This is a genomic window from Bdellovibrionales bacterium (genome assembly GCA_019750295.1).
GTDB lineage: Bacteria > Bdellovibrionota > Bdellovibrionia > Bdellovibrionales > JAGQZY01 > JAIEOS01.
In genome coordinates this window covers 21,188-46,077 of sequence record JAIEOS010000008.1, presented here as the reverse complement: position 1 = coordinate 46,077, position 24,890 = coordinate 21,188, and the positions used below count along the sequence as shown (strand labels likewise).

General features: G+C 44.8%; 24 protein-coding genes. 20 read left to right on the top strand and 4 right to left on the bottom strand.

The annotated features are described in order from the left end of the window. Positions 1 to 44 precede the first annotated feature (44 nt). The 17 genes from fliE (at position 45) to K2Q26_01775 (ending at position 18,706) form a co-directional block, all read left to right on the top strand. Positions 45 to 377, top strand: coding sequence for a flagellar hook-basal body complex protein FliE (fliE, locus tag K2Q26_01855; GenBank protein ID MBY0314234.1), 333 nt, complete (start codon positions 45 to 47; stop codon positions 375 to 377). A gap of 10 nt (positions 378 to 387) precedes the next feature. After that, positions 388 to 2,034, top strand: coding sequence for a flagellar M-ring protein FliF (gene fliF / locus K2Q26_01850; protein ID MBY0314233.1), 1,647 nt, complete (start codon positions 388 to 390; stop codon positions 2,032 to 2,034). Continuing rightward, complete coding sequence (gene fliG / locus K2Q26_01845; GenBank protein ID MBY0314232.1) at positions 2,035 to 3,090, top strand: flagellar motor switch protein FliG; 1,056 nt, start codon at positions 2,035 to 2,037, stop codon at positions 3,088 to 3,090. It abuts the gene before it with no gap. Continuing rightward, positions 3,083 to 3,835, top strand: a complete 753-nt coding sequence (locus K2Q26_01840; protein MBY0314231.1) for a hypothetical protein — start codon at positions 3,083 to 3,085, stop codon at positions 3,833 to 3,835. Before fliG ends, K2Q26_01840 begins: the two co-directional genes overlap by 8 nt. Further along, complete coding sequence (locus K2Q26_01835) at positions 3,825 to 5,156, top strand: FliI/YscN family ATPase (GenBank protein ID MBY0314230.1); 1,332 nt, start codon at positions 3,825 to 3,827, stop codon at positions 5,154 to 5,156. Before K2Q26_01840 ends, K2Q26_01835 begins: the two co-directional genes overlap by 11 nt. After that, positions 5,153 to 5,611, top strand: coding sequence for a hypothetical protein (locus tag K2Q26_01830; protein ID MBY0314229.1), 459 nt, complete (start codon positions 5,153 to 5,155; stop codon positions 5,609 to 5,611). Before K2Q26_01835 ends, K2Q26_01830 begins: the two co-directional genes overlap by 4 nt. Then, positions 5,604 to 6,353 (top strand): hypothetical protein, encoded by a 750-nt coding sequence (locus K2Q26_01825; protein MBY0314228.1) that lies wholly within the window; start codon positions 5,604 to 5,606, stop codon positions 6,351 to 6,353. Before K2Q26_01830 ends, K2Q26_01825 begins: the two co-directional genes overlap by 8 nt. 11 nt (positions 6,354 to 6,364) lie before the next feature. Beyond that, positions 6,365 to 7,645 (top strand): flagellar hook-length control protein FliK, encoded by a 1,281-nt coding sequence (locus tag K2Q26_01820; GenBank protein ID MBY0314227.1) that lies wholly within the window; start codon positions 6,365 to 6,367, stop codon positions 7,643 to 7,645. A 10-nt stretch (positions 7,646 to 7,655) separates the two neighbouring features. Next, on the top strand, positions 7,656 to 8,582 hold the full coding sequence (locus K2Q26_01815; protein MBY0314226.1) for a flagellar biosynthesis protein FlgD: 927 nt from the start codon (positions 7,656 to 7,658) through the stop codon (positions 8,580 to 8,582). A 46-nt stretch (positions 8,583 to 8,628) separates the two neighbouring features. Next, the gene (locus K2Q26_01810) at positions 8,629 to 9,918 is read left to right on the top strand and encodes a flagellar hook protein FlgE (GenBank protein ID MBY0314225.1); all 1,290 of its coding nucleotides are present in this window, start codon (positions 8,629 to 8,631) and stop codon (positions 9,916 to 9,918) included. Positions 9,919 to 10,390: 472 nt separating this feature from the next. Further along, positions 10,391 to 11,974: a hypothetical protein gene (locus K2Q26_01805; protein ID MBY0314224.1), complete on the top strand. Its 1,584-nt coding sequence runs from the start codon at positions 10,391 to 10,393 to the stop codon at positions 11,972 to 11,974. Positions 11,975 to 12,061: 87 nt separating this feature from the next. Beyond that, positions 12,062 to 13,990, top strand: coding sequence for a hypothetical protein (locus tag K2Q26_01800; protein MBY0314223.1), 1,929 nt, complete (start codon positions 12,062 to 12,064; stop codon positions 13,988 to 13,990). Between the two features lie 224 nt (positions 13,991 to 14,214). Further along, positions 14,215 to 14,607, top strand: coding sequence for a DUF4279 domain-containing protein (locus K2Q26_01795; protein ID MBY0314222.1), 393 nt, complete (start codon positions 14,215 to 14,217; stop codon positions 14,605 to 14,607). 292 nt (positions 14,608 to 14,899) lie between these two features. Continuing rightward, positions 14,900 to 15,271 (top strand): hypothetical protein, encoded by a 372-nt coding sequence (locus K2Q26_01790; protein MBY0314221.1) that lies wholly within the window; start codon positions 14,900 to 14,902, stop codon positions 15,269 to 15,271. Between the two features lie 394 nt (positions 15,272 to 15,665). After that, complete coding sequence (locus K2Q26_01785) at positions 15,666 to 16,970, top strand: HAMP domain-containing histidine kinase (protein MBY0314220.1); 1,305 nt, start codon at positions 15,666 to 15,668, stop codon at positions 16,968 to 16,970. Between the two features lie 131 nt (positions 16,971 to 17,101). After that, entirely contained in the window at positions 17,102 to 17,512 is a 411-nt protein-coding gene (locus tag K2Q26_01780; protein ID MBY0314219.1) for a hypothetical protein, read from the top strand. A gap of 15 nt (positions 17,513 to 17,527) precedes the next feature. Next, positions 17,528 to 18,706 carry a hypothetical protein gene (locus tag K2Q26_01775; protein ID MBY0314218.1) on the top strand — a complete coding sequence of 393 codons (1,179 nt, stop codon included), beginning with the start codon at positions 17,528 to 17,530 and terminating at the stop codon, positions 18,704 to 18,706. A gap of 18 nt (positions 18,707 to 18,724) precedes the next feature. Here the strand turns inward: K2Q26_01775 and K2Q26_01770 are convergent, their stop codons facing one another. Then, positions 18,725 to 19,843, bottom strand: a complete 1,119-nt coding sequence (locus K2Q26_01770; GenBank protein MBY0314217.1) for a hypothetical protein — start codon at positions 19,841 to 19,843, stop codon at positions 18,725 to 18,727. 186 nt (positions 19,844 to 20,029) lie between these two features. Between K2Q26_01770 and K2Q26_01765 the strand changes: the two genes are divergently transcribed. The 3 genes from K2Q26_01765 (at position 20,030) to K2Q26_01755 (ending at position 22,192) form a co-directional block, all read left to right on the top strand. After that, positions 20,030 to 20,914, top strand: a complete 885-nt coding sequence (locus K2Q26_01765; GenBank protein MBY0314216.1) for a LysR family transcriptional regulator — start codon at positions 20,030 to 20,032, stop codon at positions 20,912 to 20,914. Between the two features lie 87 nt (positions 20,915 to 21,001). Continuing rightward, positions 21,002 to 21,376: a hypothetical protein gene (locus tag K2Q26_01760; GenBank protein MBY0314215.1), complete on the top strand. Its 375-nt coding sequence runs from the start codon at positions 21,002 to 21,004 to the stop codon at positions 21,374 to 21,376. 18 nt (positions 21,377 to 21,394) lie between these two features. Beyond that, complete coding sequence (locus K2Q26_01755) at positions 21,395 to 22,192, top strand: hypothetical protein (GenBank protein ID MBY0314214.1); 798 nt, start codon at positions 21,395 to 21,397, stop codon at positions 22,190 to 22,192. Between the two features lie 8 nt (positions 22,193 to 22,200). Here the strand turns inward: K2Q26_01755 and K2Q26_01750 are convergent, their stop codons facing one another. From K2Q26_01750 to K2Q26_01740, 3 genes are all read right to left on the bottom strand, one after another. Next, on the bottom strand, positions 22,201 to 23,196 hold the full coding sequence (locus K2Q26_01750) for a hypothetical protein (protein ID MBY0314213.1): 996 nt from the start codon (positions 23,194 to 23,196) through the stop codon (positions 22,201 to 22,203). 142 nt (positions 23,197 to 23,338) lie between these two features. Then, a complete protein-coding gene (locus tag K2Q26_01745; protein ID MBY0314212.1) occupies positions 23,339 to 24,427 on the bottom strand; it encodes a hypothetical protein in 1,089 nt (362 codons plus the stop codon). Then, the gene (locus K2Q26_01740) at positions 24,420 to 24,878 is read right to left on the bottom strand and encodes a hypothetical protein (GenBank protein ID MBY0314211.1); all 459 of its coding nucleotides are present in this window, start codon (positions 24,876 to 24,878) and stop codon (positions 24,420 to 24,422) included. Before K2Q26_01740 ends, K2Q26_01745 begins: the two co-directional genes overlap by 8 nt. Between the last annotated feature and the right edge of the window lie 12 nt (positions 24,879 to 24,890).

The following is a 24,890-nucleotide window of genomic DNA, read 5'->3' as shown; positions in this document are numbered from 1 at the left end:
TTTAGGACGAATGAAGTAAAATAATCAAGAGGGTAGGTTAGACCATGGACGGTTTAAAAATTAGTGGCCAGAATGGCTTTATCAATACAAGTAAAGGTATTAACGACATCGTTAAACCGAATTCAAATTCTCCGTCCTCTGTTGACGGCGCATCGGAAACTTCATTTGCAGACACACTTCAAAATGCAGTGATGAAGGTCAATGATCTTCAACAAACTGCAGATGTAAAAATGCAGCAATTAGCCACTGGCCAAACCACAGATATCGCTGACGTTAAGATTTCCGCGGAAAAAGCGGATATCGCTTTAAGACTTATGACATCCGTCAGAAACAAAATGATCGACGCCTATCACGAAATCATGAAGATGCAGGTTTAAGGGGTAAACTGTGAAGAATTTGTTACAAACGTTGGTATCTCAATTGCGCGAGTTCTACAAGTCGCTCACTCCGATTAAAAAAATATCGGTGATTGGGAGTTTGGTCGTTGCCGTTACAGCTCTAGTGACGATCATGTTTATGGCTTCGTCGCAAGATTACGTTGTCCTTCTTAAGGATCTTACACCGGAAAAATCTCCATCGGTGATTAATATTTTAGATTCTAAAAAGATCCCCTATCAAATGAGAGACAGTGGACGTACGGTCCTTATTCCTAAAAACTTTCTACCTTCGACTCAGATGTTAATCATGTCAGAGGCGGGTAGTGGCGATTCGGCGGATAGCTTCTCTATCTTTGATAAAGCCAATTTCGGTGCGACCTCGTATGAACAAAAGATTCGCTACCAACGAGCTTTGCAGGGTGAGCTCATGCGTGCCATCAACAGTTTGGATCCAGTAGTGCGTTCCAAGGTCATTTTAGCGATTCCCGAGAAAAAAACGTTTTTGGAAGAGACTCGGAATCCGACCGCTTCTGTCGTGGTCGAAATGCGCCCGGGAAAGATGTTGACCGAAGATCAAGTTCGCGGAATTACCAACCTTGTGGCTAACGGTGTGGAAAACATGCGGGCCGAGGATGTTTCCGTGGTGGATTCTCGCGGTAAAGTTCTTTCTAAAAAATCAGATTCGTCCTTAGCGGATTCCGCCGAACTTATGGATGCTCGCCGTAAGATCGAAAACTACTTCCAAGAGCGTGTGGAATCCATCCTTACAAAAGTGGTGGGCGAAGGAAAAGTGATCGCCCGAGTCAGTGCCGAGCTGAACAATAAAAAAATCTCCATGGTTGAAGAGACGGTCGATGCGGACAAAGCGGCGATTCGTGCCGTACAGACGGAGCAGGAGTCTGTAGAAGGAAACCGCTCCAATCCTACAGGAGTGGCTGGAGCGCGAGCCAATTTGCCTGGAGCCTCTGAAGCCGGAGCTGTATCATTCAATCAAGATGTAAAGCGCGAGAGTAAAACAACAAATTACGAGGTTCCCAAAACCGTTCGCAACGTGATCGAAGGCGCCGGTGCAGTGAATCGTTTGAGCATCGCGGTCCTTGTCGATGGCGTCAATGTGACCTCAACCGATAAAGATGGGAAGGCGACGACGGAGTGGAAACCGCGGAATGCCGAGGAGATCGCTCGCTTCGAAAACTTAATTCGTAATGCCATAGGCTTTGACGAAAAGCGCGGAGATTCCGTCAAGATCGAATCGTTCCAGTTTGCCAAAGAAGACTTTACGGCCGCCGAAGAAATTTCCAGTGAAATTTATCGCCAAAAGTTGATTCGATTTGTTTTGAGCTGGGTGTTAGCGGCTCTCGGGCTCGCACTGGTGTATTTGTTCCTCATTCGACCATTCACAAGCTGGGTGACCGACAGCTTCCACGAATCGATCGACGATATGTTACCTAAAACGATCGAGGAATTGGAAGAGCTACAGTCCGTGGATAATAGTCTTCCAGGAATGTCTTCAGTTGTTCCAATATTACAAGAATCGATTGATCCGGAGAAAGCGGAAAGCGAAATTCTTAAGGATCGTATTATGACTCTGATCGAAGAAGATCAGGATAAGGCTGCCGGAGCGTTTAGCTTATGGCTTGTAAGGAGAGATGTGTAAATGAGTAGCAATAAAGCCGCCGCAAAGCTCAGAAAAGTAGAAAGCATCGATTACCGCAAGCTCAGAGGCTTCGAAAAAGCCGCCATTTTGGTTAATTATTTAGGGGTCGATGCGGCCAAGATCTTTTTTAAAAATATGGACGAAGCCGATTTAAAAAAATTGTTAGCAACGATGCACCATTATCGCATTGTTCCTATCGAGGTGACAAAGAAAGTTCTCGAAGAGTACTACGAGCTGGTCAGCGAAACTCAAGATTACATCTTCTCAGATAACGTCAGCTCCCGCGATACCATTCTTCAAGCGCTCGGCGAAGAAAAAGCCCGCGGAATTCTCGGCCAACTCGATTCAGCCAGTCGCCAATCTCGTACGCTAGAAAGTTTAGAGCTTGTGGATGCAAAATCCCTGGTGAACTTTTTGATTAACGAGCACCCGCAGACCATCGCGGTGATTTTAGCTCACTTAGAAATGGAAAAACGCGGGGAAGTTTTAAAACGTCTCCCGGAAGCCCTCCAAGGTGAGGTTGTACTTAGGTTAGCCAATTTAGATCACGTTTCTCCGGATCTTCTGGCGGAAGTAGATCTTGTACTTAAAGAAGAACTTCAAAACATCGGAACGACAGACAATGCTCACCTTGGTGGTGTATCGGTTGTGGCCGAAATGTTAAACTTAATGGACAAAGCCACAGAGAAGTCGATTCTCTCAGTCATCGAATCTCGCGATTCGGAAATGGCTGATGAAATTCGTAAACTCATGTTCGTCTTCGAGGATATCGGAAAGATCGACGACAAGGGTATTCAGCTTCTTCTCAAGGAAGTTCCCAACGACAAACTTCTTTTGGCTCTCAAAACAGCCAACGAAGATATCAAAGCAAAAGTGTTCAGCAACATATCGAAGCGTGCAGCAGAGATGTTGACGGAAGATTTAGCTTCGCTAGGACCGGTGAAGGTTTCCGATGTGGATGGAGCTCAGCTCGAGATCATCAATATCGCTCGTCGCCTAGAGTCGGAAGGCAAGATCGCAATCGCTCGCGGTGGATCGGAAGATGCCTTTGTTTAAAAAAGAAGAACAAATTGTTACTAATTACGTCCCTCAGTCCGTTAAGGACGAGAGGGCCGAGGTTAAAAAAGTCGAATTTATCGACTTTGTCGAGAACGCGCGCAAAGATAGCTTCGATCTCGATCCCCGTATTTCAGAGCAAATCGGCTTAAACGCCGTCAAAGAGAAAGAGCAACAGAGACGCTTCGATCTCGAAGTGATGAAATACGTCCAAAAGATCAAAGATGATGCTTATTCTCAGGCTTACGAAAAAGGCTACGCCGAAGGTGTGCAAAAAGGTAAAGACGAAACGATCGGTGCAGCTGAAGGCGAACTCAAAGAGACTTTTAAGACTCTTAAAAAATGGATGAGCGAACTCGAAGATCTCCGAGCTCAGGGTTACGCCGAAAACGAAAAAGAGATTATTCACTTCTCTTATTTTGTTGCCGAAAAAATTCTTATGCGTGAGATCGAAAAAGATCCCGAATTTGTAGTGCCGCTTATAAAGACAGTACTCGCTGGAGATTCCTCTAAAAAGAATGATGTTAAAGCCTATGTCTCTCGACGGGATTTTGATTTCTTAACAAATATTATTCAAAAACCTGAGTACACGGATATCGGTGCTATCAAGTTAGAAGCTAAGGACGAATTGCAGCCCGGAGACGTTGTGATTGAAACTCCTCAAGGAACAATTGACGGTACGCTTAAACAACGTTTGCAACGTATGAAATCTCTCATCAACGACAACACTCAATATGAAGATTGATTTTGATTCCTACAAACGAAAAATCGACGACCAAGATTATCTTAAAAAAACAGGATATATAACGGATGTCATCGGCAATATGGTCGTGTGTGTTTTACCGGAAGCTCATATTGGATCCGTTTGTAAAATTACTTCGCCTCTCAGATCTACATCGGTTTTGGCTGAGGTCGTCGGAATTCAAAAAGGAAAAACTCTTTTAGTTCCCTATCTTTCGATGGAAGGAATCGGGTTTGATAGCGTCATCGAGCTTGTCAGTTCTTCGAGCGAATGTAAGATCGGCCCGGGAATGCTGGGACGGGTGATTAACGGACTCGGCGAACCTATTGACGATAAAGGTCCCCTTCTCGCATCAAATACTGTTTCACTCTACAAAGCTGCGATTAATCCTATGGATCGGCGACAGATTGCTCATCCACTCGATTTGGGTGTGCGTACAATTAACGGTTTCTTAACCGTGGGTCGTGGTCAGCGTGTGGCCATCATGGCGGGTTCAGGCGTTGGTAAATCAGTCATCATGGGAATGATGGCGCGCTCTACAGAAGCTGACGTTAACGTCATCGCGATGATCGGTGAGCGTGGTCGCGAAGTGAAAGACTTTATTCACGATGTCCTCGGTGAAGAAGGCATGAAGAAATCAATTGTGGTCGCTGTGACCAACGATCAAAGTGCGTTGTTACGGCTTCGTGGTGCCTATCTTGCCACATCGATTGCTGAGTACTTTTCTGGACAGGGCAAGCAAGTTCTCATGATCATGGATTCTCTCACTCGATTTGCAATGGCGCAGAGAGAAATCGGACTTCAGGCCGGTGAGCCGCCGACGGTTCGCGGCTATACTCCCAGTCTATATCCCACGCTGTCCCGTCTTCTTGAGCGGGCGGGGTCCTTTGAATCTGGTGGTAGTATCACAGGCCTCTATACGGTTCTCGTTGAAGGCGATGATATGGATGAGCCTGTAGCGGATACGGTGCGTTCGATCGTCGATGGGCACATTGTACTTAGTCGAAAAATTGCTCAGCAAGGCACTTATCCTGCGATTGATATCTTGCAAAGTATTAGTCGTGTGATGGATAAAGTCTCTTCGCCAGATCATCTACAAGCAGCACAAATTCTGCGACGTAAACTAGCTCTTTATCGCGAATCCGAAGACTTAATTAATATCGGTGCTTATAAAAAAGGGATCAATCCCGAAATCGATGAATCTATCCAGTGTTACAACGATCTCCAACGTTACTTTAAGCAGTCGTTGAATCATCGCTCGACCTTTTCCGACTCGATCAACGAATTGATCGCCATTTCCCTAAGATACAGTAACGGCAAATGAAGAAATTCAACTACCGCCTCGACTCCTTTTTAAAGATTAAGCAGTTTGAGGAAAAAATTGCCTGGAATGAAGTACTAAAACAAGAAGGTCGTATTCTCTTATTGCGCGAGCAAATAGATACTATTCATAGGCAGATTCAAGTGTCGCGAGACACCGTGAGCCGCACAGGGACTGGTGATGGGAGTTTTCAGGTGAATACCGCGAACTTGCTTCATATGGGAATAGAGGGATTAGGTTTTCGAGTCAAAGAGATCGAAGCGCAACTTAAAAAAGAAATGTCGATCTTGCAGAAGTTAAAAGACCGTCACGCAGAGATGAAAAAAGAAGCGAAGACACTCGAAACACACAAGGACAAAAAGAAAGCGGCCTATAAAAAAGAGGTCGGCAAAAAAGATATTTTAAGACTGAGCGAAGTGGGAGCTCAGAGAATGGCAAAAAGGAAATTGGATGAATAACTATAACGATCACTTTAAAAAGTTGAAACAGAATCAGCAAAAGGCAGCTCCGCGCCCTAAGCTTCGTATCGATTATAGTTCTAACAAGCGCCAAGGGAAATTATCCTCGAGTGTGGGCTTAGGATTGATTTTAAGCCTGGCATTAGTTGCCGGTGGGTATGGTTATCTGTTTCCAGAAGACATAAATTACGTCCTCGACCATGTTGATATCGGCGTTATTAGCCAAAGTTTGGCTGCGGACACGACTCCCGCTGCGGCAACTCCTGCCGAGACCAAAGATCCTCAAGAGGAAAAAACAGGTGTAAGCGCTGCTGAGCCTAAAGGCGAGAAGGATGCGCGTAAGCCCAGCGCGGTTAAAGAAAACGCCAATTATATTGAACATTTGATCGCTAAAGAAGACGAGTTGAATTCTCGTGAGAAAAGACTCCAAGAGATGGAAGAGAAATTGCAGAAGGAGAAAGATGAGCTTCAAAAGAAGATTGATGAACTCGAACTGGCGCGGAAGAACATTGCCTCTCGTTTAGATAAGCGAGTCGCCGAGGATGAAGAGAACGTCAATAAGTTGGTCGGGGTGTATGCCAACATGAAGCCGCAAAGCGCAGCGATGATTATCACTAAGCTCGATGAGAACTTAGCCGTGAGCGTGTTAAAGAGAATGAAGAAGCAAGATGCGGGAAGTATTTTAAATTTTATAGAGCCGGCGAAGGCAAAAGTACTTTCAGAGAAATATTCGGGTTACTAAAAGGGGTTCGAGTGGTTACAGGGGCACAGGGGAAGAATAATATTTTAGTTCAAAAGCCGGGAGCTCACGCACCGGAGAAGTCTTCTTTAAAGAAGGCGGATCGTTCTTTTGAAAGAGAATTAGAGAAAACCCAAAAGAAAGCGCCTAAACGGAAAGAAGAGGAAGTCGCGGCTCAAGAAAGTCCACACCAGAACTCTCAGCAGCCCAAAACAATGAGGCCTTCTGATAAGTCAGAATCTCAGGGTAAACCTGTAGCCAAAGTGGACGCGACATCACCAGAAAAATCGAGCCCATTGATCACGAATGGAATGCCCCAAGACATCGTCGAAGGTGAGATCCAAGGAATGGACGGGATCCTTCCGCAATCAACACCGACAAAAGATCTTTTAGATTTAAATGTGACACAGAGTGAAATCATGAATATCGAAAACCCAGTTCTCGAAGGAACAGAGGGTATTGATATTTCTCAAATGGAAGCGGTATCTCCCCAGGAAGTATCGGAATTTGCGGATCTGTTAAAGCTCAATGAATCTTTGGGACTAAAAGCGCAACCATCGGTAGAGGGCGCTGCTGAAAACACGTCTATTCTTTCTCAGGACTCAGCCACTGCGGATATTCAAGTTGGCGCTCTCGATAGTTCTATCGGAAATAAAGAGGAGAACTTAAAGGATTTTTCGCAGGATGAGCAAAATTTAGCAGAAAGTTTAGCCGACGTGCGGGCCGATCAAATCGGAGTTCAGAACAAAGATAAAATTACAGATCAGTTTTCTAAAGTTCTCGAAGCGAAAGCCTCCGAGATGACTCAAGTGCAACAAAAAGAAAACTCCGACGCCGTTGTCACCAATGTGCGTACGATGATTAAAGATGGCGGCGGCGAAATGGTCATGAAGCTCACGCCTGAAGGCATGGGCACGATTGATCTAAAAGTGGGTGTTGATGCGGGAGTGGTGAGCATAGAGATGAAGGCTGATAATGCCGAAATCAAACGCGCTCTCGAAAACAATCTCTCAGAAATTCGTACGGCCTTAGAGGGCCAAAATTTAAAAATAGAAACCGTCAAAGTCGACGTGTCTGACTCATTTAAAGATATGCAGAACAACAATCCAAATCAGATGGATCAGCAGTTTGCGCGCAACTTCCTCGGCCAGTTCCGCGATGATCGCCAGGCTTTCCGTCAACAAACTATGGGAATGGAACTTGAACGATTCCCAACATCGGCGAATGGTCCGCAAGGACTTCATCCCGCTCAAACGCGTCCTGCAGGGAATGGTCGTTTGAACGTGGTGGCTTAAGGAGTAGAAAATGAAAGTCAATAGTCAGCCTTTTTCAGCAGCAGCAGATTCCGCGAAGGCGGGCGCTCCTAAAAAGAATTCCAATCAGCCCAGCGTCGGTGAAGTCGCCAACCAGATTTCTGGAAACGAGATGACCAAAACGGGTCGGGCTATCGAAGGAAAGGGAAATCCCAAGCTCGATAAGGATGCGTTCTTTAAACTGATGCTCACTCAAGTGAAAAATCAAGATCCGATGAATCCATTAAAAGAGCACGAGATGGCGGCACAGTTAGCGCAATTCTCATCCTTGGAGCAAATGTCGAACATTAAAGAGGTGCTCACCGACATGAACAAAAACCAGGTGAGTAATACTCAGTATCAGTCGCTGGATCTCATGGGTAAATATATTTCGGGTGACAGTAGCAAGATTGATCGCGCCAAAGGTGATAAAAAACACGAGATCAGTTTTGATCTCGCCGATGAAGCTGATGTGGTTCAGATTTCGATCACCGATCCTAATGGGAACATTGTCAAAGAGATGGAACTCAATCATCAGCAAAAAGGCCCAGTTAAAATCAGTTGGGACGGAAACGATAAGGAGAACAAAGTTCTTCCCGCAGGAAACTACAAAGTTTCTGTGCAAGCCGCTTCGGAAACCAAAGGGAAAGTGAATGTGAACACCCAGTTTAAAGGGCAAGTGACGGGTGTGAACTTTACAGACAAGGGGCCTATCTTAATGGTGGGCGCGCGCGCGATTGCGTTGAAAGATGTAAAGACAATTGAGATGAAGGAAGCGGGAGTAGATAAAGCGGGTCCGGCGAAACGTTCTTTAGGAATGGCAACGCCTTCGTCGTCTCCAATGGCTAAGAGTGCGCCTTCAATTTTGGGAGGAGAACAAAACCTCCCGATCGACTTAGCGGCTTTTGATGCGAAAAACTTAACAACAAAACTTAAATAAGAATTAAAAAAATAAAATAATAGAAAGTTAAAAGAGGGGGAGTTAAATGGGAATCACGTCGTCAATGACAACAGCGGTAGCGGGCCTTGCGGCCAACGGACAAGCTTTAGGGGTTACTGCGGATAATATCGCGAACGCGTCGACCAACGGTTTTAAAACAAGTCGTGCCGAGTTCCAGGATATGATGAGCCGTAGTATTCACGGGGCTTACAGTGGGATGCAAGTGGGTCGCGGATCCAAGGTGGCTTCGGTGACACCGGTCCTCGCTCAAGGGAATATCGATAATACCGGTCGCGATACAGATCTTGCGATCAATGGGAACGGTTACTTCGTTGTCGATGGGCCCACAGGACGTTCTTTTACTCGCAACGGAGAATTCCACTTTGATAAAGATGGATATTTGATGACCACAGACGGTTATAAACTCAAAGGATTTGAGATTAATGATACCGGTGAACTTACAAATAAAATGACGGATATGCAAATCCCTCGCAGTTTAGTTCCAGCGCGCGGAACTAAGCTTGTTCGCTTTGATATGAATTTGGACTCTCGTATGCCAGCAAGCCCTGATAAACAGATCAATCTTGCGGATCCTTACAAATCGGCAGACTTTACGACGGGTGTAGAAGTGCATGATAGCCAAGGGACTAAGCATTTACTCACTCTTGCATTCGTAAAGAAAGCTGAGGGTCAGTGGGAGTATAAAGCTTTAGCAAAATCTTCGGAAATCGCGGGTGCAGATCCTGCTCTTCCTTACGCGGAAGTGGCCTCAGGGGAAATGACGTTCACTCCCGAAGGTAAACTTCAAGAGGACAAGTTAAATCAAAAGAACTTCTCTTTCGTCGGCGCTATTCCTAACCAAGACATCACGTTTAACTTTGGTGACTCGATCGCCACGGGCGGAACGGGCCTCAAGGGTGTCAGACAATTTGGTCACGTGTCGGATTTAATGTCTTGGTCTCAAGACGGAGCGGGTGCAGGAACTTTAACGGGTGTTTCTTTCAGTGACGAGGGTGTTCTCACGGCGACTTACAGTAACGGGGAAGCCCAAGATTTAGCTCAGGTCGCTGTCGCGAAGTTCGAAAACCCCGAAGCTCTGTTTAAAGTGGGTAATAACAAGTTGAAGGAATCCAGAGAATCGGGAGGAGCCGCCATCGGTGCAGCGTCTCACGGTGGACGCGGTCAAATTCTAGCGAGCGCGCTCGAGAGATCCACAGTCGATCTCGCCAGCGAATTCGTAGACATGATCAAGACTCAGCGAAACTTCCAAGCCAACGCCAAGTCGATCACCACCGCCGACGAAATGTTAGCCGACGTGATCAACATTAAGCGATAATCGTTGATGCGATAAACAGTTCAACTAGAAAGGGGCCGCAAGCCCCTTTTTTATTTATAGGTAACAGTTCCCTTTTCGTAAATCATAGGTGACAGTTGCCTTTTTGTAGCGCAAAGCAAAAAATCTGGGATTTGCTAAATCATTCATCGGCACTTAATAAGTCCGATGCTTTAATTTTAGACATATCAATGTAATAAACAAAAGTAGTACCATAAATAAGTCTAGTTTTTATTCCACATTTATTATGATTTTCAATTCTAACTTTACATGAATATGTATTGAGTGAATTCTGCTGAGGTCTTAAATGTTAAAATAATATTTCTGGAGCCCATATGAATACTATAAATTTGTTATTGATATTTTTTTTGCACCAATTTTTAGTTACGGGCAATTAGCAAATACTGCTGATGTCGATATTATTAAAACTACCATAAATGGCAAACGACAGAACTTAGCCGTTGATAGAAGTTGTGTGAGTGTCGGGAGCGATTATTATTGCACTACGGATGTGGATCTCTATCTAGGTGACTCTGTGGTGCTACAGTACGGCTTTAACGCTGCTCATCCGGAGGGGTTTGGGGTAACAACTTACACGAGCCCGATGCCCGCGGGTTGGAATATTTTAACTGATTCCTGTTCGGGTAATAGTGCTCCTCCGCCAACAGGCAATACCTTACATTGCGTCGTAGATGCAGAATTTAATGCAACTACATTAGGTCCAAGTACGTTAGAGTATCAGGTCATAGAAACAGTCGGTTCAAACGGTGTTCAAAATTACTATGTCACATTAAATACTTTTGTCCACGAGCCCTGCGCAAAATGCGATGTGAAAGAGGCGGGATCAATTATTGGAGTCACTAAGCAGACTCTTTCTGAGCGCATTCCAATTGTAGGTACTGATTTTTTTCTGAACTATTCCAGTGACTACACTTCAAGTTACGCTACAGATCATACTGGCATAGGTACAATTCCTGAATTTAATAGGCATCTTTGGACCATTTCCCCGCAACATCATTTTCAAATATCGAATATGAAATTATTCAAAGGGGACGGTGAGAGCCAGGTCATGCGCCAGATTCGCGGTGTTACTTTTGTTCCACCGCTAATTACACAGCATGAATCAGTTAGTCCTGATGGAAAAGAGATATATTTTTTCGATACCTTTTCCGGAAGGCACTTGAGTACAAAATCCGCATTAACAGGAGTATTGAAATATCAATTCACATACAGCGGTGATAAGTTAATTTACATTGACGATACTTTTGGTAATCGAACGACGTTAAATTATAACGGATCAGGCAACTTGATAAGTATCGTTGCTCCCTACGGGCAAACAACTACTGTTGCGGTCAGCGGTACGGGAAGAATACTGTCTGTGACTAATCCCAATGGGGAAATCTATTCTTTGACTTACAAAACAGGTACAAAACTCCTAGAAACTTTTACAAAACCCGGCGGCCAAATTTCTACTTTTTCGTACGATAGCAATGGCCGCCTGATACAGGATTTGAGTTTTGGGGGAAATAAGTGGGAATTATCTAAAACAGGAACTGATAAATCTGGATCGGTTTCTCAGGAATCTAATTTAGGTACAGAAACAAACCATTACATCACACATTCCGGCGGAACATTGTATCGTAATTCGGTGGAACCCGATGGATTTTCAACTAATTACGTAGAGGAGTCTGATGGTGACATAAGTATCGCAAACGTCATCGAATCGAGGTTTAATTCTGTGGCCAGGGATGAGAGATTTTTCGGACAATTAAAGCGCATTTCTTCCGAGACTCATACGATTGGATCTAACATTAAATCCACAACCTATGGACAGAGTGTGACAACGGGTATCATCGATCCGCGATTCGCTCCATGGCTTCAGTATTTTACGGAAACGAATACTCGCACGGTAAACTCCAAAACATGGACCAATTTTTTCGACAAAGCCACTCGGACTTTCACAGATACCTCTCCTGAGGGGGCAATCGTCACGACCGAGTTAAATGCCAACGAACAACTCGCAAGTCTTCAGGTGGGATCCGATACGCCGTGGGACTAAACCTATGACGGCAATGGACGCTTAAGTAATAAAAAACAGGGATTAAACCAGAATTCCCTCACCTACACGTACAATGGATCTGGATACTTGTCCTCGATTGCAAATGCGCTCAGCGAGACTACTTACTTCGGTTATGATCTTGCTGGACGCGTAACCTCTATTACGCTGCCAGATTCCCGTGTGATCAGCAAAACATATAACGCCAATGGAGAGTTAGCGAGTATTACCCCGCCAGGCCGCCCGGCTCACGCATTTTTATATAACGCCTACGAAGAGCTTAGTGACTATCATCCCCCCTCCATCGGCGTAAGCATCCCGAAGAACACGACGTACACCTACAACGGTGATAAAAAAGTGACGTTAATTACATTACCTAACTCCACCACGATCGGGTTCTCATACAATTCAACGACGGGAAAACTAGCCACAAAAACCATCGCTGCAGGAAATTACGTTTACCAATACGATTCGACAACGAAACAGCTAGAAAAAATCGTATCGCCGAACGGACCAGCCTCAGTTTTCGATTATTACGGCCACGGAGTAAAAGATGACGAGCAACGAAGAAATTCCGACAACTATCTCTTTGGAAAAGTGGCCTTCACTTTTGACAGTGAGCACAGAATTAGCTCTCGGATCACGCAGCCAAGTTCTTCGAGTGGCGCGTCCACAATAAATTATTCATATAATGATGACGACGAATTATCCCAAGTCGGAGATCTAGCTCTTACTTATAGCTATCCATCGGGCCGCTTAAGCACAACGACGATTGGTAATATCACCGATACGAGAACATATGATGCAAACGGAAATCTCTCGACTTACACGGCCACCTATACTCCGACCAGCACGGTGCTTTATAGCTATGCTTTGACGAGAGATGTCACGAGCCGCATTATCGGGAAAAGCGAGAACGTATTAGGTACTACGACAAATTACGTCTACTCCTACGATTCAGCCGGCCGACTAACAGCAATGTCTGTAAATGGGTCCACAACAACAACGTTTACTTACGATAATAACAGTAACCGCACGAGCGGTACAATCGATAGTGTCGCATTCAGCGCGACCTACGATGACCAAGATCGTATCCTCACTTATAACTCCAGAACCTATACCCACAACACGAATGGGTATTTAACGGGGATCCAGTGGACACCATCTACAAGCAGTAGTTTTGTCTACGATGCCATGGGGAATTTAAAGCAAACCACCTTAACGAGTGGAGCAGTCCATACGTTTGATCACGATGGACTAGACCGTAGGGTTACAAAAAGTATCGGAGGGACGCTCCAATGGCGTGCAGTTTACGAAAACAATCTTAGAATTGCAGCTTATGTAAATAACACCGCGGGCATTTTAGCGAAAGAATTTGTGTACGCAACGAGATTGAATGTCCCAGATTACATGATTAGCGGAGGAGTTAAGTACCGTATCGTAACGGATCATCTAGGATCCCCGCGATTGATGGTAAAAACCACGGATGGTACAATAGCCCAACGCATGGATTACAACGTGTTGGGTGAAGTAAAAGCAGATACTAATCCAAGCTTTCAGCCCTTTGGATTTGCCGGAGGTATTTACGAGCCTGGTGTGCAGTTAGTGAGATTTGGAGCGAGAGATTACGATCCACGCAACACTGGGCGATGGACTACGAAGGATCCGATTAGATTTGATGGTGGAGATGTAAACCTTTATGGCTATGTGCTCAGTGACCCTGTGAATTTTATTGATCCTCAAGGTCGAGCTGCAGTTTTATTACCTGTAGTTGCTGTTGTGGGAGGGGCGATTGTCGGTGGTGCTATGGCTGGCTATGACATGCTTTTTGGTCCACCAACTGTTTCAGAAGTGGAAAATAACAATAGCAATAACGTTAATGATTTTTTAAATGATAAACTGGGTCCGCAAGATTTACAAAAATGTATGCCATTTCGTCCAAGACCAGCAGGAGGAGATACTAAGCATCCTTTAGATTTAATTTCACCTCCGCAGCATCCCGCTAGACGTGGGGCGTAAGTGATGATTAAGTTAATAATTATAAACAGAGAGGTTAAAAATTAACAAATTATCGCCTTCTAAAAAAATTTTGATTTGGTCATTTGTGGGTTTGATTTGTGCTGCAGGAACTTATTATGGTTGCTCTAAGTATCGAGAAAGCCAAAAACCTAGTAGTGTTATTGCAGAATAGCTGACAGTATTCGAATTCTTTATATCAACGACATAATTAAGGGCGCGAAGACATGAATAAAATAAATAACATGTACGTATATATTAAGCTCTACGATTTTAAGTTTGAGCCGGAAGAAATTACTAAAATATTAAAGCATAAGCCTTCTAAAGATTATCTTAAGGGTGACAAGGTAGAGTTTGGGTCAAGACTTAGAAAATACAACGGCTGGCACTCGCAGAAAACTAACTTAAAATCCGCTGAACTTAATAAGCATATTGAAAAGATATTTAAAATGATTCCACGTCATATTAAAATTAAAAATGCTTTAAAGAAATCAAAAGGTGCACTTGTTGTAGTTGTGCACATTAAAGATGAATTTAGACCTGTACTTTCTATAGATAAAAAACAAACAGCAGTAATAGGCAGCTTGGGACTTGATATCGAAATAGATTATTATCCTTAACGGAGTCCAATCGCGAGATCCTCAGAATTTTTAAATAGCAAAAGTACGACCAGTCTTTCCGATTCACATCGAGTCAAGTGTCTGTGAATGGTTTGATCACAACAACGTTTACTTACGATAGTAACAGTAGTCGCACCGGTGGTACAATCGATGGGGTCGCATTCACAGCGACCTACGATGATCAAGATCGTATTTTAACTTATACTTTAGGACATATACCCATAACACGAACGGTTACCTCACTGGGATTCAATGGACTCCAACGCCGAGCAGTAGTTTTGTCTACGACGTCATGGGGAATTTAAAGCAGACCACACTCCCAAGCGGCGCAGTCCACACTTTTGATCACGATGGATTAGATCGAAGAGTCACAAAGAGCATTGGTAGCACTTTACCGTGGCGAGCAGTGTATGAGGATCAACTCCGCATCGCGGCTTATGTGAACAACACTGCTGGTACTTTAGCTAAAGAGTTTATATACGCCACCCGAATCAATGTTCCAGATTACATGATTACCGGAGGAACAAAGGACCATATCATAGCCGATCACTTAGGATCTCCTCGTTTGATGGTGAAACCGATGGATGGTACAATAGTCCGACGCATGGATTACAATGTCCTAGGAGAAGTGAAGGCAGATGTAAACTTGCGTCGGATTTTATAAGATTAAATTTTTTAAGAAGCATCGCTTTAAAATACTAGCTGCAATATTGCTTCTGCTCCTCATTTTTCTGGCTCTGAGCTGGGCTGTTGTTACAAAACTGGAAAACGATAAATATGACATTTATGACAGGCTTTATCTAAAACCCGGGGAGTATAAAGGCGGGTATCCCCAACAGTTTTAATAGGTGAAAATTTAACCTCGGTGTTTTAGGGACGTTCAATTCTAGCTGTGCCTTGGTCTAGAGCGCGGTGTCGTTTGAGGGAAATTTTAGACCATTCAGCGGCGGAGAGTGTTTCTTGAGATGATTCACGTAGCGAAAATTTAACGACACGAATAAATTCGAAGGGAGTTCCCCCGTTTTCTTAAAAGAAACCCTCTTTCCCGGAGGTCTTGCATGTTAAGAAGTGTCATCTACGTTACTGTCGGTCTTTTTATATTGGTCAATATCGCCAGTGATTACTTTCTTTATAAAGACAGTGAGCTTGCGAAAGAGACCAGTCGACAAATTCCTCTCTCTCAGCAGAATCTCGATTCGGTATACCGCCTTAGAGAAGCCCTTTTTGATGCGCGCCACGCCGATATGAGTCGGTGTTCGCTGGGGCGGGAATTCGAGGATCTCAAGACTCAGCTGGAGCTGTCGGGAGACGGCACCGAGCTCACTTCCGAACTTGTTACCCAGTGCTCTCAAGTGAGCCGCACCGAAGATATCGATAAGCTGATCCAGACGACCGATCGGCTCATTATGGCGGAGACTCGAAAAATTTCTAATCTCGGTCGAGAAGACGGCCTCGCAAACTCCGGCGTGTCTCATAAGTTGCTCTTTTTGAATTCTCTGGATATTTTTATGGTTCTTATATTTATGTCGCTTTTCTTCTACGAGCGGCGTCGAGCGACAACCCTGAATCACACTTTGGGTATTACGCTCTTAAATTTTGAAAAAGCCAACAGCCAACTTCGCGAGATCGCACAGAGAAACGAATCGAAAATTAAACGAATCGTTCACGATCTCAAAAATCCCTTGGGGACCATTAGTGGATTTGCTGAACTTGTCGCCAGTGATCCCGCCAATCGCCATTCGGTGATCGAGGCGACTCAAGTGATCCAAAGGGTTTCTAACACGACGTTGTCTTTGGTGACCAGTTTGCTGAGCGAGCTCCACGAGAATCAAAGCACTCAATGCGTGGTTGAATTGAACAGCGTTCTTCGAGAGGTTCAACTTCTTCTCAGTCCTCTCGCAATAAAGAAGGGCCAGTCTATCGAGTTTAAATCATCAGAATCAGTGGGTTTGGTGAGGGCCGATCCGCTGAAGTTGAGAGATGTCATAATGAATATTTTGAGTAACGCGATTAAGTTTTCTCCACGGTTTTCCTCGATTCGAATGTCGAGCCGATCTCATCGTGGGCAATTGATCGTCGAAATTCAGGATGAGGGTCCTGGGTTTAGCAAAGAGGATCTCCAAAAGGTGTTTCTCCCTCATGCGGAACTTTCGGCAAAGCCCACGGGCGGGGAGAGTTCCACGGGACTTGGGCTCTACTCGGCCAAAACATCATTGGATGAAATGGGCGGCCGTATTCGAATTGAAAGTGAATACGGAAAAGGCGCTACCGTAATTCTAGAAATTCCCGAGTATTCAAGTTCACTCCCATTTGTCAGCGCGGAACGCAAAAAGCTTGAGTTTGAGCATCAAGCCAGCCTCTGAACTCATTGAAAAAAACGGTTTCGGAAATAAGACACTACGCGAACATTATCTTTTAATTATCTATTTTAGCTGGGCTCTTTTTGCGCTATAGTTGCCGGTGTAATGAATCGTTTTGACCTCAAGGAGTTCCATTGAAAACCGTAAATCTTATAGTCCTCACTGTCGTTGTGGGCCTATGCACTCTCCGCTGCCAACTCTCTCCACAGCTCACAGACTCTCGTGATCCCCACTTGATGGATCGATCCCACTTCTTTTTGCATTACCGCCCGCAAGCGAATGCCAATCGTTCGGTCTATCTCGACAATCGTCAAATTGAAATTGCAAGGCTCAATGATATCGGTGAGTGGCTTCCTCCAGGACGTCACGATTTAGATATTGTAGACAGTCTCACCGGGACGAAGATTAAACATATTGATCTCTCCTTGCAGGAGTGTACGGAACAGCATTTGACCATTAACGAATCTAATGGATCCCTCAAAGAAAACGCGGAATTGAAACCGGTGAAAGATGCCAAACGCTGCCCCTCTCTTCGCCAGCCTTAGCCCGAGATTCGTGCGATGATCGCTCTGTGTCTTTTTCTACTGTCGGCATTGTCCTCCGCCTATGGCACAATGCCCGAATACAACTTTTTCTCGGAGGAAGAGACGACGGAAGTTTCGACATCTCGTCGTATCGATTCCGAATACTTTTCGGATATTCTCGCGTACCGAAACGATATGCAGAGCGAATACGGCTTTCTTAAAAGCGAGAGAGCCTTCTTCTTTAACGTGGGGAGTTTGAGTCGCAGTCGATTTTCCACTCTCCATCGTTTAAAGATCCAGCAGCAGGTGAGCGATGGAGTTCGGGTTCAACTGGTCTATCTCGGTAACGATAATTTAGAAGAGCAGCTTAAAAATTTGGTGTTAGAGGCCAGCTTCAAAATGACGAACGGCATTCAACTGATTGGTTATACCCAGCTGAGTGGTGCAAAGAAATATAATGATTTTGGTGCAGCCGTGGAGGTCGCGGTGGATGAGGGTCACACCTTGCGCCTGTTTACGACACTGATTGATCCATCTTTCACGCTTCGCACAGAGGAGTCCGAGCGAGATCTAAAGTCTTCCACCCAATACGGATTCGTTGGTCGGTGGCTTCACACCACCGAGGAAAATTTCGTCGAATATTATGGGACTTTGCAAAGTCCATTAATTCGTGTTCATGACGATCGGAACACACGCTATGAGTATAAGGAATCTCGCCTGGGACTTCGAGGTCGCTTCGGTCAAGAGCGTATTATCAACTTCGACGTGAGATATGTATCTCGGACGGAAGGCCTCATCGATCCCTTGAGCTCGAGCGCGGATCAAGGGATTTGGACCCGTCGAGGCTTGGATTTACTTTTACAGAACGAGCGTTCGTCGTGGATTTACGGTGTGGCTGGCCATGTGCGACGATGGGAGCATAATTCGGAGACTCTCAATCAGCAATTTATCCTGCCTCATGTTTGGTACCGTTCCCTCAATGCCTTTAGAGATAAAGACGAATGGCGCCTCGGGTACGAAGTCACCCTTTATCGGATGAGCGGAGAAGGGGCTCTCTTTCCGCCGACAGATTTGGTGAAATACCAAGAGCACCGACTCAATGCACGCTACACCATTGCATGGAGTGAGTTTTGTCATTTACACCTCACCGCCAGTGGTGACGTGGATTCATTCTCTTGGGAGGGTGGGAACGGACGCCTCGAGTGGTACTTTTAGCTCCGTCCCATTGTGCGTTTAAAGATGATCTTCAATAACGTCGGGCCCCATTTTATCCAGTGTCGAAGGCCACTGAATCACAGCCACCACCGGATGATTGTTCGGAATGAGATCTCTAGGGACGACGAGAACGTCTCCGCGGGTGGCGTGCACCTTTTGCGCGATGTCGTCGAGAATATCGTCATCGGTGTGATCGGTATCTTTATCATGAACATAAATCAGCGACTTTGCAAAATCGACGCGTCCAAAGATTTTAACATCTGAGGCGACGATGAGTCTTTCGACGTAACCGTGCCTTGCCGCTTGTGAGATCTCCATAAGGTCGTAAGACACGCAAGACGGATCTTTGACATTCGCGATCTCGCTCAATAAAAAGTTGTGGTTAATCTGAGTATCAATGATCATAATATCGCGAATGGTCTTGTGCGCGACGGTTTCTCTTTTTAAGTTGAATCGGTCGGAGATGGCCATCGGATACAAGTCGTGATCTTTCAATTGAGATTTTAAAAATTTGCGATGTTTCGCTGGCGCACAGAGAAACAGCGTGTGCTCTCGCTCGACATCCATCTCTTTAATCTTGTCGCAAACCCATTTTAAAACTCGCTTCGATTGCTGGAACTGGACTTTTTTGGCGCCCGAACTTGAAGCATCCGGATCAAACATAAAGCGTTCCTGAGTTTGGTAGATGTACTCTTCCACCAAATTATATCCATTCTTGTTTCCAACATAGAGATACCCGCGGGCGTTGTCGGAGCCAAAGAAGATATAATCAAAATCGCTATTCAGAGCCTCAAAGAGGGGCTTTACATGAAAAGTTTCCGCGATATGGCAGTAGGGAAGTGTGGAGGTAGGAACGCTGACGATTCTCATCATGTTTGCGGAGCGAAAGATGCCAATATGATCCTTCACCGACATCAAGAGCTGTGGGTTATCAAAAAGATTTTTGATAGGTCGTAAAAGATGATCCAGCTCCGTGGGCGGTATTTCCTCTCCAATTTGGTTTTGGCAGGTGTCGAGGTGCTCTCGAAGTTGCTCTTTGCATTGAAGAATACTTTTTGGTCGCGGCATAAAAATAGAGATATGTATCCCTTGTTCGGAATCAAAAATATCGCTGAATTGGTTTTTAGATTTTCTCATTTGAACTCCCTTATTGTTTCACCCCTATTACCTTATCGGAGGATTCAAAAAAGTGAGAAATGCATAAATACGAAGGCTCCCATCGTATTAAGCGATATTCGGGACATTCAGTCGTTTCAAACTTGCAACCAGTAGAATGGCGAATGTAATATAAGCCAGCTCTGATAAAAGGAGTTGAGGTGCGCTATGAATTCTTGGATCAACTATCATCACTTGTTTTATTTCAAGACGATCGCCGAGGAGGGCTCTGTCTCTAAAGCGGCGGAAAAGTTAAGAGTGGGTCAGCCCACCTTGTCCGCCCAACTGAAGCAGTTTGAGGATGTCATTGGTTTCCAGCTGTTTGAGCGCCGGCATAAAAAACTCACACTCACAGAGCATGGTAAAATTGCTCTCGAATACTCTAAACAGATTTTCCGGATGGGCTCGGAGATGTTGGAGGTCCTCAATGACGGGCGGAAGCCTCATCGCCCGACCCTTCAGATTGCTGCGCTCGACAGCATACCTAAGCAAATTGTAATGCAAATGGTAAAGAAGGCCCAATCGATTTCTCCCTGTCAGATTACATTGCTTGAGGGGAAGTCCGAGGATTTACTCAACGGTCTCCTCTCTCACAAGATTGACCTGTTCGTAACCAACTTTCTACCCCAAGGTATCGAAGCGGTAGGGCTCTACGTGAAGTCCATTGCGAAAAAACATGTCGCGTTCTATTCTGCTCCTAAATTTAAGCATCTTCGTAAGAATTATCCTCAATCGCTTTCAGAGACGCATATGATATTGCCAACCTACGATAGTCAACTCAGGCAAAGTATTGAGCACTGGGCGAAGGTCAACCAACTCTCTTTGAACATAGTTGTCGAAAGCCAAGATATCGCGATTAAGAAACTGATGGCGGTCAACGAAATGGGAGTGATTGCCGCGGCCTCGCACACGGTGACGAATCAGCTTCTGCGAGGTGAATTGATCGAAATTGGTAAACTGGATGGGGTTTATGAGGAGCTGTTTTTAGTGACCGCAAATCGAAAGATCGAAAACCATCTCGCTGCAAAATTGCGGGACTCCTTCGTTATATAGATTAAAGCACTGCAATCGAGTATTTTTATCCATTTTAAAAAAGGGAGACTTTGAAGGTAAGGTGGATGAAGTTTTTGGGAGGTGATCGTGATGAAAATCCATTACAAAAATTTAGAAAAATCGGAGCTTGCAAATAGTGCCGTCAGCGACCGCTTGTTGCCGGTCTGTGAAAAATTCCCGTTGCTCGCTCCAAAAGATCTGAGTGTCACGTTAGAAATGCAAAACTCCCCTCGACAAAGTGGGCCGGATGTCTTTCGCGTGACTTTGTACATACCCAGGGGCAGATACTCCGGTGTTAAAATCGTCAAAGCGGATGCCAATCTCTACAGAGCCCTCGCCCTGATCTCGGACCTTCTCCTCGAAAAGTTAAATAACATTAGGGACAAGGATCGCGTAAAATCTCGAGCGAAAGCCCGAAAAGTTTCCAGACGAAGTGTGCCGGACCTTGATTTAACAAGTTAGGAATTCCATACTTGGCGAATGCCTCATGCCGAATCCCAAGGATATTTATTTCGTGGTCTTGTCTCAGCTCTATTGTTTAGTTTGATAGTTTCCTGCGCGGCGACTCAAAAACAAATGGTGAAATCGATTCTTGAGCCTTATGTTCCTCCAGGGAAACTGGCCATTGTTTTGGTTCCTCAGATCATTAACTGTGTGATCTCCCATGAGGCCAACAAGAAGCAAACTCTCCCGTTAGGATTTAGTTACGAGATCGTTGAGTCTGGCTCCAAACTGATGGCTGTAAATTATAAAAACGAGTTCCATAAAAAAGATTCGGCAAAAAATAAAGATTTTGAAACTTGCACTTCAGATGCTGTTGCGGAGACGAACAGACTCATTGAGTACTCCGCGGAGGAAATGAAAAGTTTCCATCAACTTAAAAACCTCAACTACTCTCATATTACTGTGGAAGGGGTATTTTTAACACGAAGTAATGTGAAAGCGGTGATGTCGGTGTTAAATCGAAAAGAAAATAAAGTTTTCACCCATGTAAATTCTCTGATTCGAATCAATTCGACCTTGGACTTAAACTATCTTTATCACTTTGGTGCCGACGTGACTTGGTTTTCCTGCGCGAAAGATGATGATTGTGTGACCAAAGCGGGCTTTTGTGACTCCTACGCGGTGAACAGAGAATTCAGCTCCGAAGCCGATCAGTTTTTAGAGGAAAACATTCAGAAAAAATACAAGAGTTCGGATTGCCCGGTCAGTCGTCCAGAAGAAGCAAAGTTGCCGCCAGCAAATTGTATAAAAAACACCTGTATTATCGAAAGATAGCCGAGATTTTATTTTAACAGATCTTGGATGATCATGTCCGCTAAAACTTTGTTCGCAGCGCCTGTGGGATGCCCGTCTGCGAGCGAGGCGGGGCCTTCAAAAAATCGAAAGATTCTGAAGCTAGAATAATCGATGACGTTGAGACCTTCTGCTTTAAAAGCATCCTTGAGCTCACGATAGTCAATACTGGCGACCGGATTCGGGTATAGCACAATCGAAAATAGATTATCGGATCCAAATTTGCGGTGATATCGCTGTTCGAGAGTTTTAATGAACCTAGCAAATATATGGTACTTGCTCGAGGTGATTGGAGGGAAGTCGATTTCGAGAAGTTGGGCCAAATTTGATTGAGTCAAAAGAGGTGCTATAAGTGCTTGGATCGGCTTATGATCGCGATGAATTCCTTTAAAGATGAATTGATGGGGAGAGACCTCTTCGTAATATGCACGTGTGCTCCCGGCGTGGAGCTTTCTCATAGTTCCGAAGAAACGTCGGATGTGATCGAAGTAAAAGACATAGATTGCTCTGCCGCCGATTGGTTGAACGTTTTCAAACAAGTGATCGAAATCAATTCGTGCGGCGATATCAGCAGGGGAATGGCCTGAGCCTCCCAAATTGTAGACATTGAACGTATCTTGTCTTTCATTTAATAGCCAAGGTAGAGTCTCTTTATCGGCTAACCAGTCTCCCCAAGTGAAGGAACATCCTAGAACGAGCAGATGCTTTTTTCGGTGAGTGGTGTCGAGATCCCGAGGATGGGTCAACCGACGACCACGAGAGTCAGTAGACTCTTGGATATAATATACGGGGTCTTTTGTATCGGCAAATCCGACTGTAGATGTTACGTTTTGATTGGGCTCATAGGCGAGTATCCCTTGGGCGTTAAAGTATGCGATATCTTTACTCTTGTATTCGAGTTGACGATATTGAACAAATAGAGGATCAGTTGCTCGCATTTTAAGGAATGGATATTTTTCGATATAAAAATTAAATCTTTCTTTCAAAACTTTTCTTTTGAAAAACGTCTGGTCTGGATTTTGTTTTAATATTACGTAAGCAAGGCACTCGAGCATAGCGAGCAGGGAAATAGTAATAAAAAGAGTCGCTACTACGGAGTATCCTATTTTTTTATTTCGGTGGATCATCTTACGTCGAGCAAACCCAACCCCCATTGGATGTTGGTGTGGTTTGGCGTGTTCCTGGGGGACAGGTCGTTCCGGCCGAGAAGCTTTTCCATTCGGTGCCGTCGCAGAATTCCATATTTTTTAATGTGGAGTTATAGCGAAAAGCCCCTTCGGTGACGGTCGAGCAGGGCAGGACCGCAGCGCCAGCGAGGCGAATTTCTCCACTCACCTCCAGTCGCGCTTTCGGTTCTGTTGTGCCAATTCCCACATGGAAGTGAGGCTCTTTAGTGATCGAGATGGCTACAGTCTTATCGTCCGCGGGAGTGGTGGTGTCAGAATAGTGCCTTACAATTTGAAAGGATTCCTCAAGAGGCGTTCCGCTTTCTTTTTTATGCCCAAGCATCCAAGAGTTTTTGATGAGAGAGCCTTGATTGTCGCCGAGATAGAGAGCAGACCATGTTTTGCTATCGTCGGCGTTCCCGCTAATTAATAAATTGGATGGGCCCGAGGGATTATTCACATGTAAATCTGCTGCAGGCACTAAAGTATTAAGGGCCACTTTTCCACCGCTGTAGTAGATATCCGTGATGCTCGACGAGCGTTGCCAAATGCCATCCGTCATTCGCGAGAGGGCCACGCAGCTTCCGAGAGTCCCTTCTTGGTTTTTGTTGATACGAATACCGATAACTCGCGGAGGAAGAGTGGCATTACCCATGACGCTTTTATTGGCCTTGAGTTGAAACACTAAAGATCCCTGACCGGAGTTGGATGAGCTGGTGTTGTCTCCAGGATTGTAGACAAAGCCCATCTTCGAGATAGAAAAAGAGTTGTTCGCGTAAGGCGCATTGATCACGTATTTGGTGCTGCCGTCAGTATTTCGGATATCGATTAAGTTTGTCGAGGCATTGATTCCGAGTTTTACGTTTTTCAATGTTTCGGTGCAGGCGGCTGTTTGGGTGAGATGAGCTCTGACTTCCTCGGTAAAGTTGTCGGCTTGGCTGCGAAACTCGACGAGGTTTTTGGATTCGCTCATGCTCTTATAAAACTTGTATCCGCCAAAACCTCCGGCTCCCAGGATAAATGCGATAATTGTTAGACTCACCTTATCCACGAGGGCCTCCGTTTTTAGATTCTAAATTTTTTGAAAGTTGGTTTAAATTATCCATGATCTCCACCAAGTGATCCCCCTTGCGGAGAGTTCGCTGCGATCCGTATTTCCCTTGTTTGAGGTCGTCGATCAGAGTCTGGATCGCTACGACGGGCCCAAAAATTTTATGGCTCATTTGAATAGAGAAAACGAAGATCAGAAGCGCCAGGACAATAATCAGAACACCTATGATGAAATGACTTTCGATGATCGATGTCGTTGCGGCGGAAATCATTTCGGAATCGAGTTGATAGACAATACCAAGGGTATGAATTTTGTCGATCACCAGATAAAGGTTTGCGATAAAAAGAGTTAAAAGAATTGTAATAAATCCGATGGCAATCCATGTGGCCATTTTGAGCTGTTGCTCGGGCCGAACAACGAGATTCCGTAACTTACGATGCTCTTTACCCATACACCCATCCTT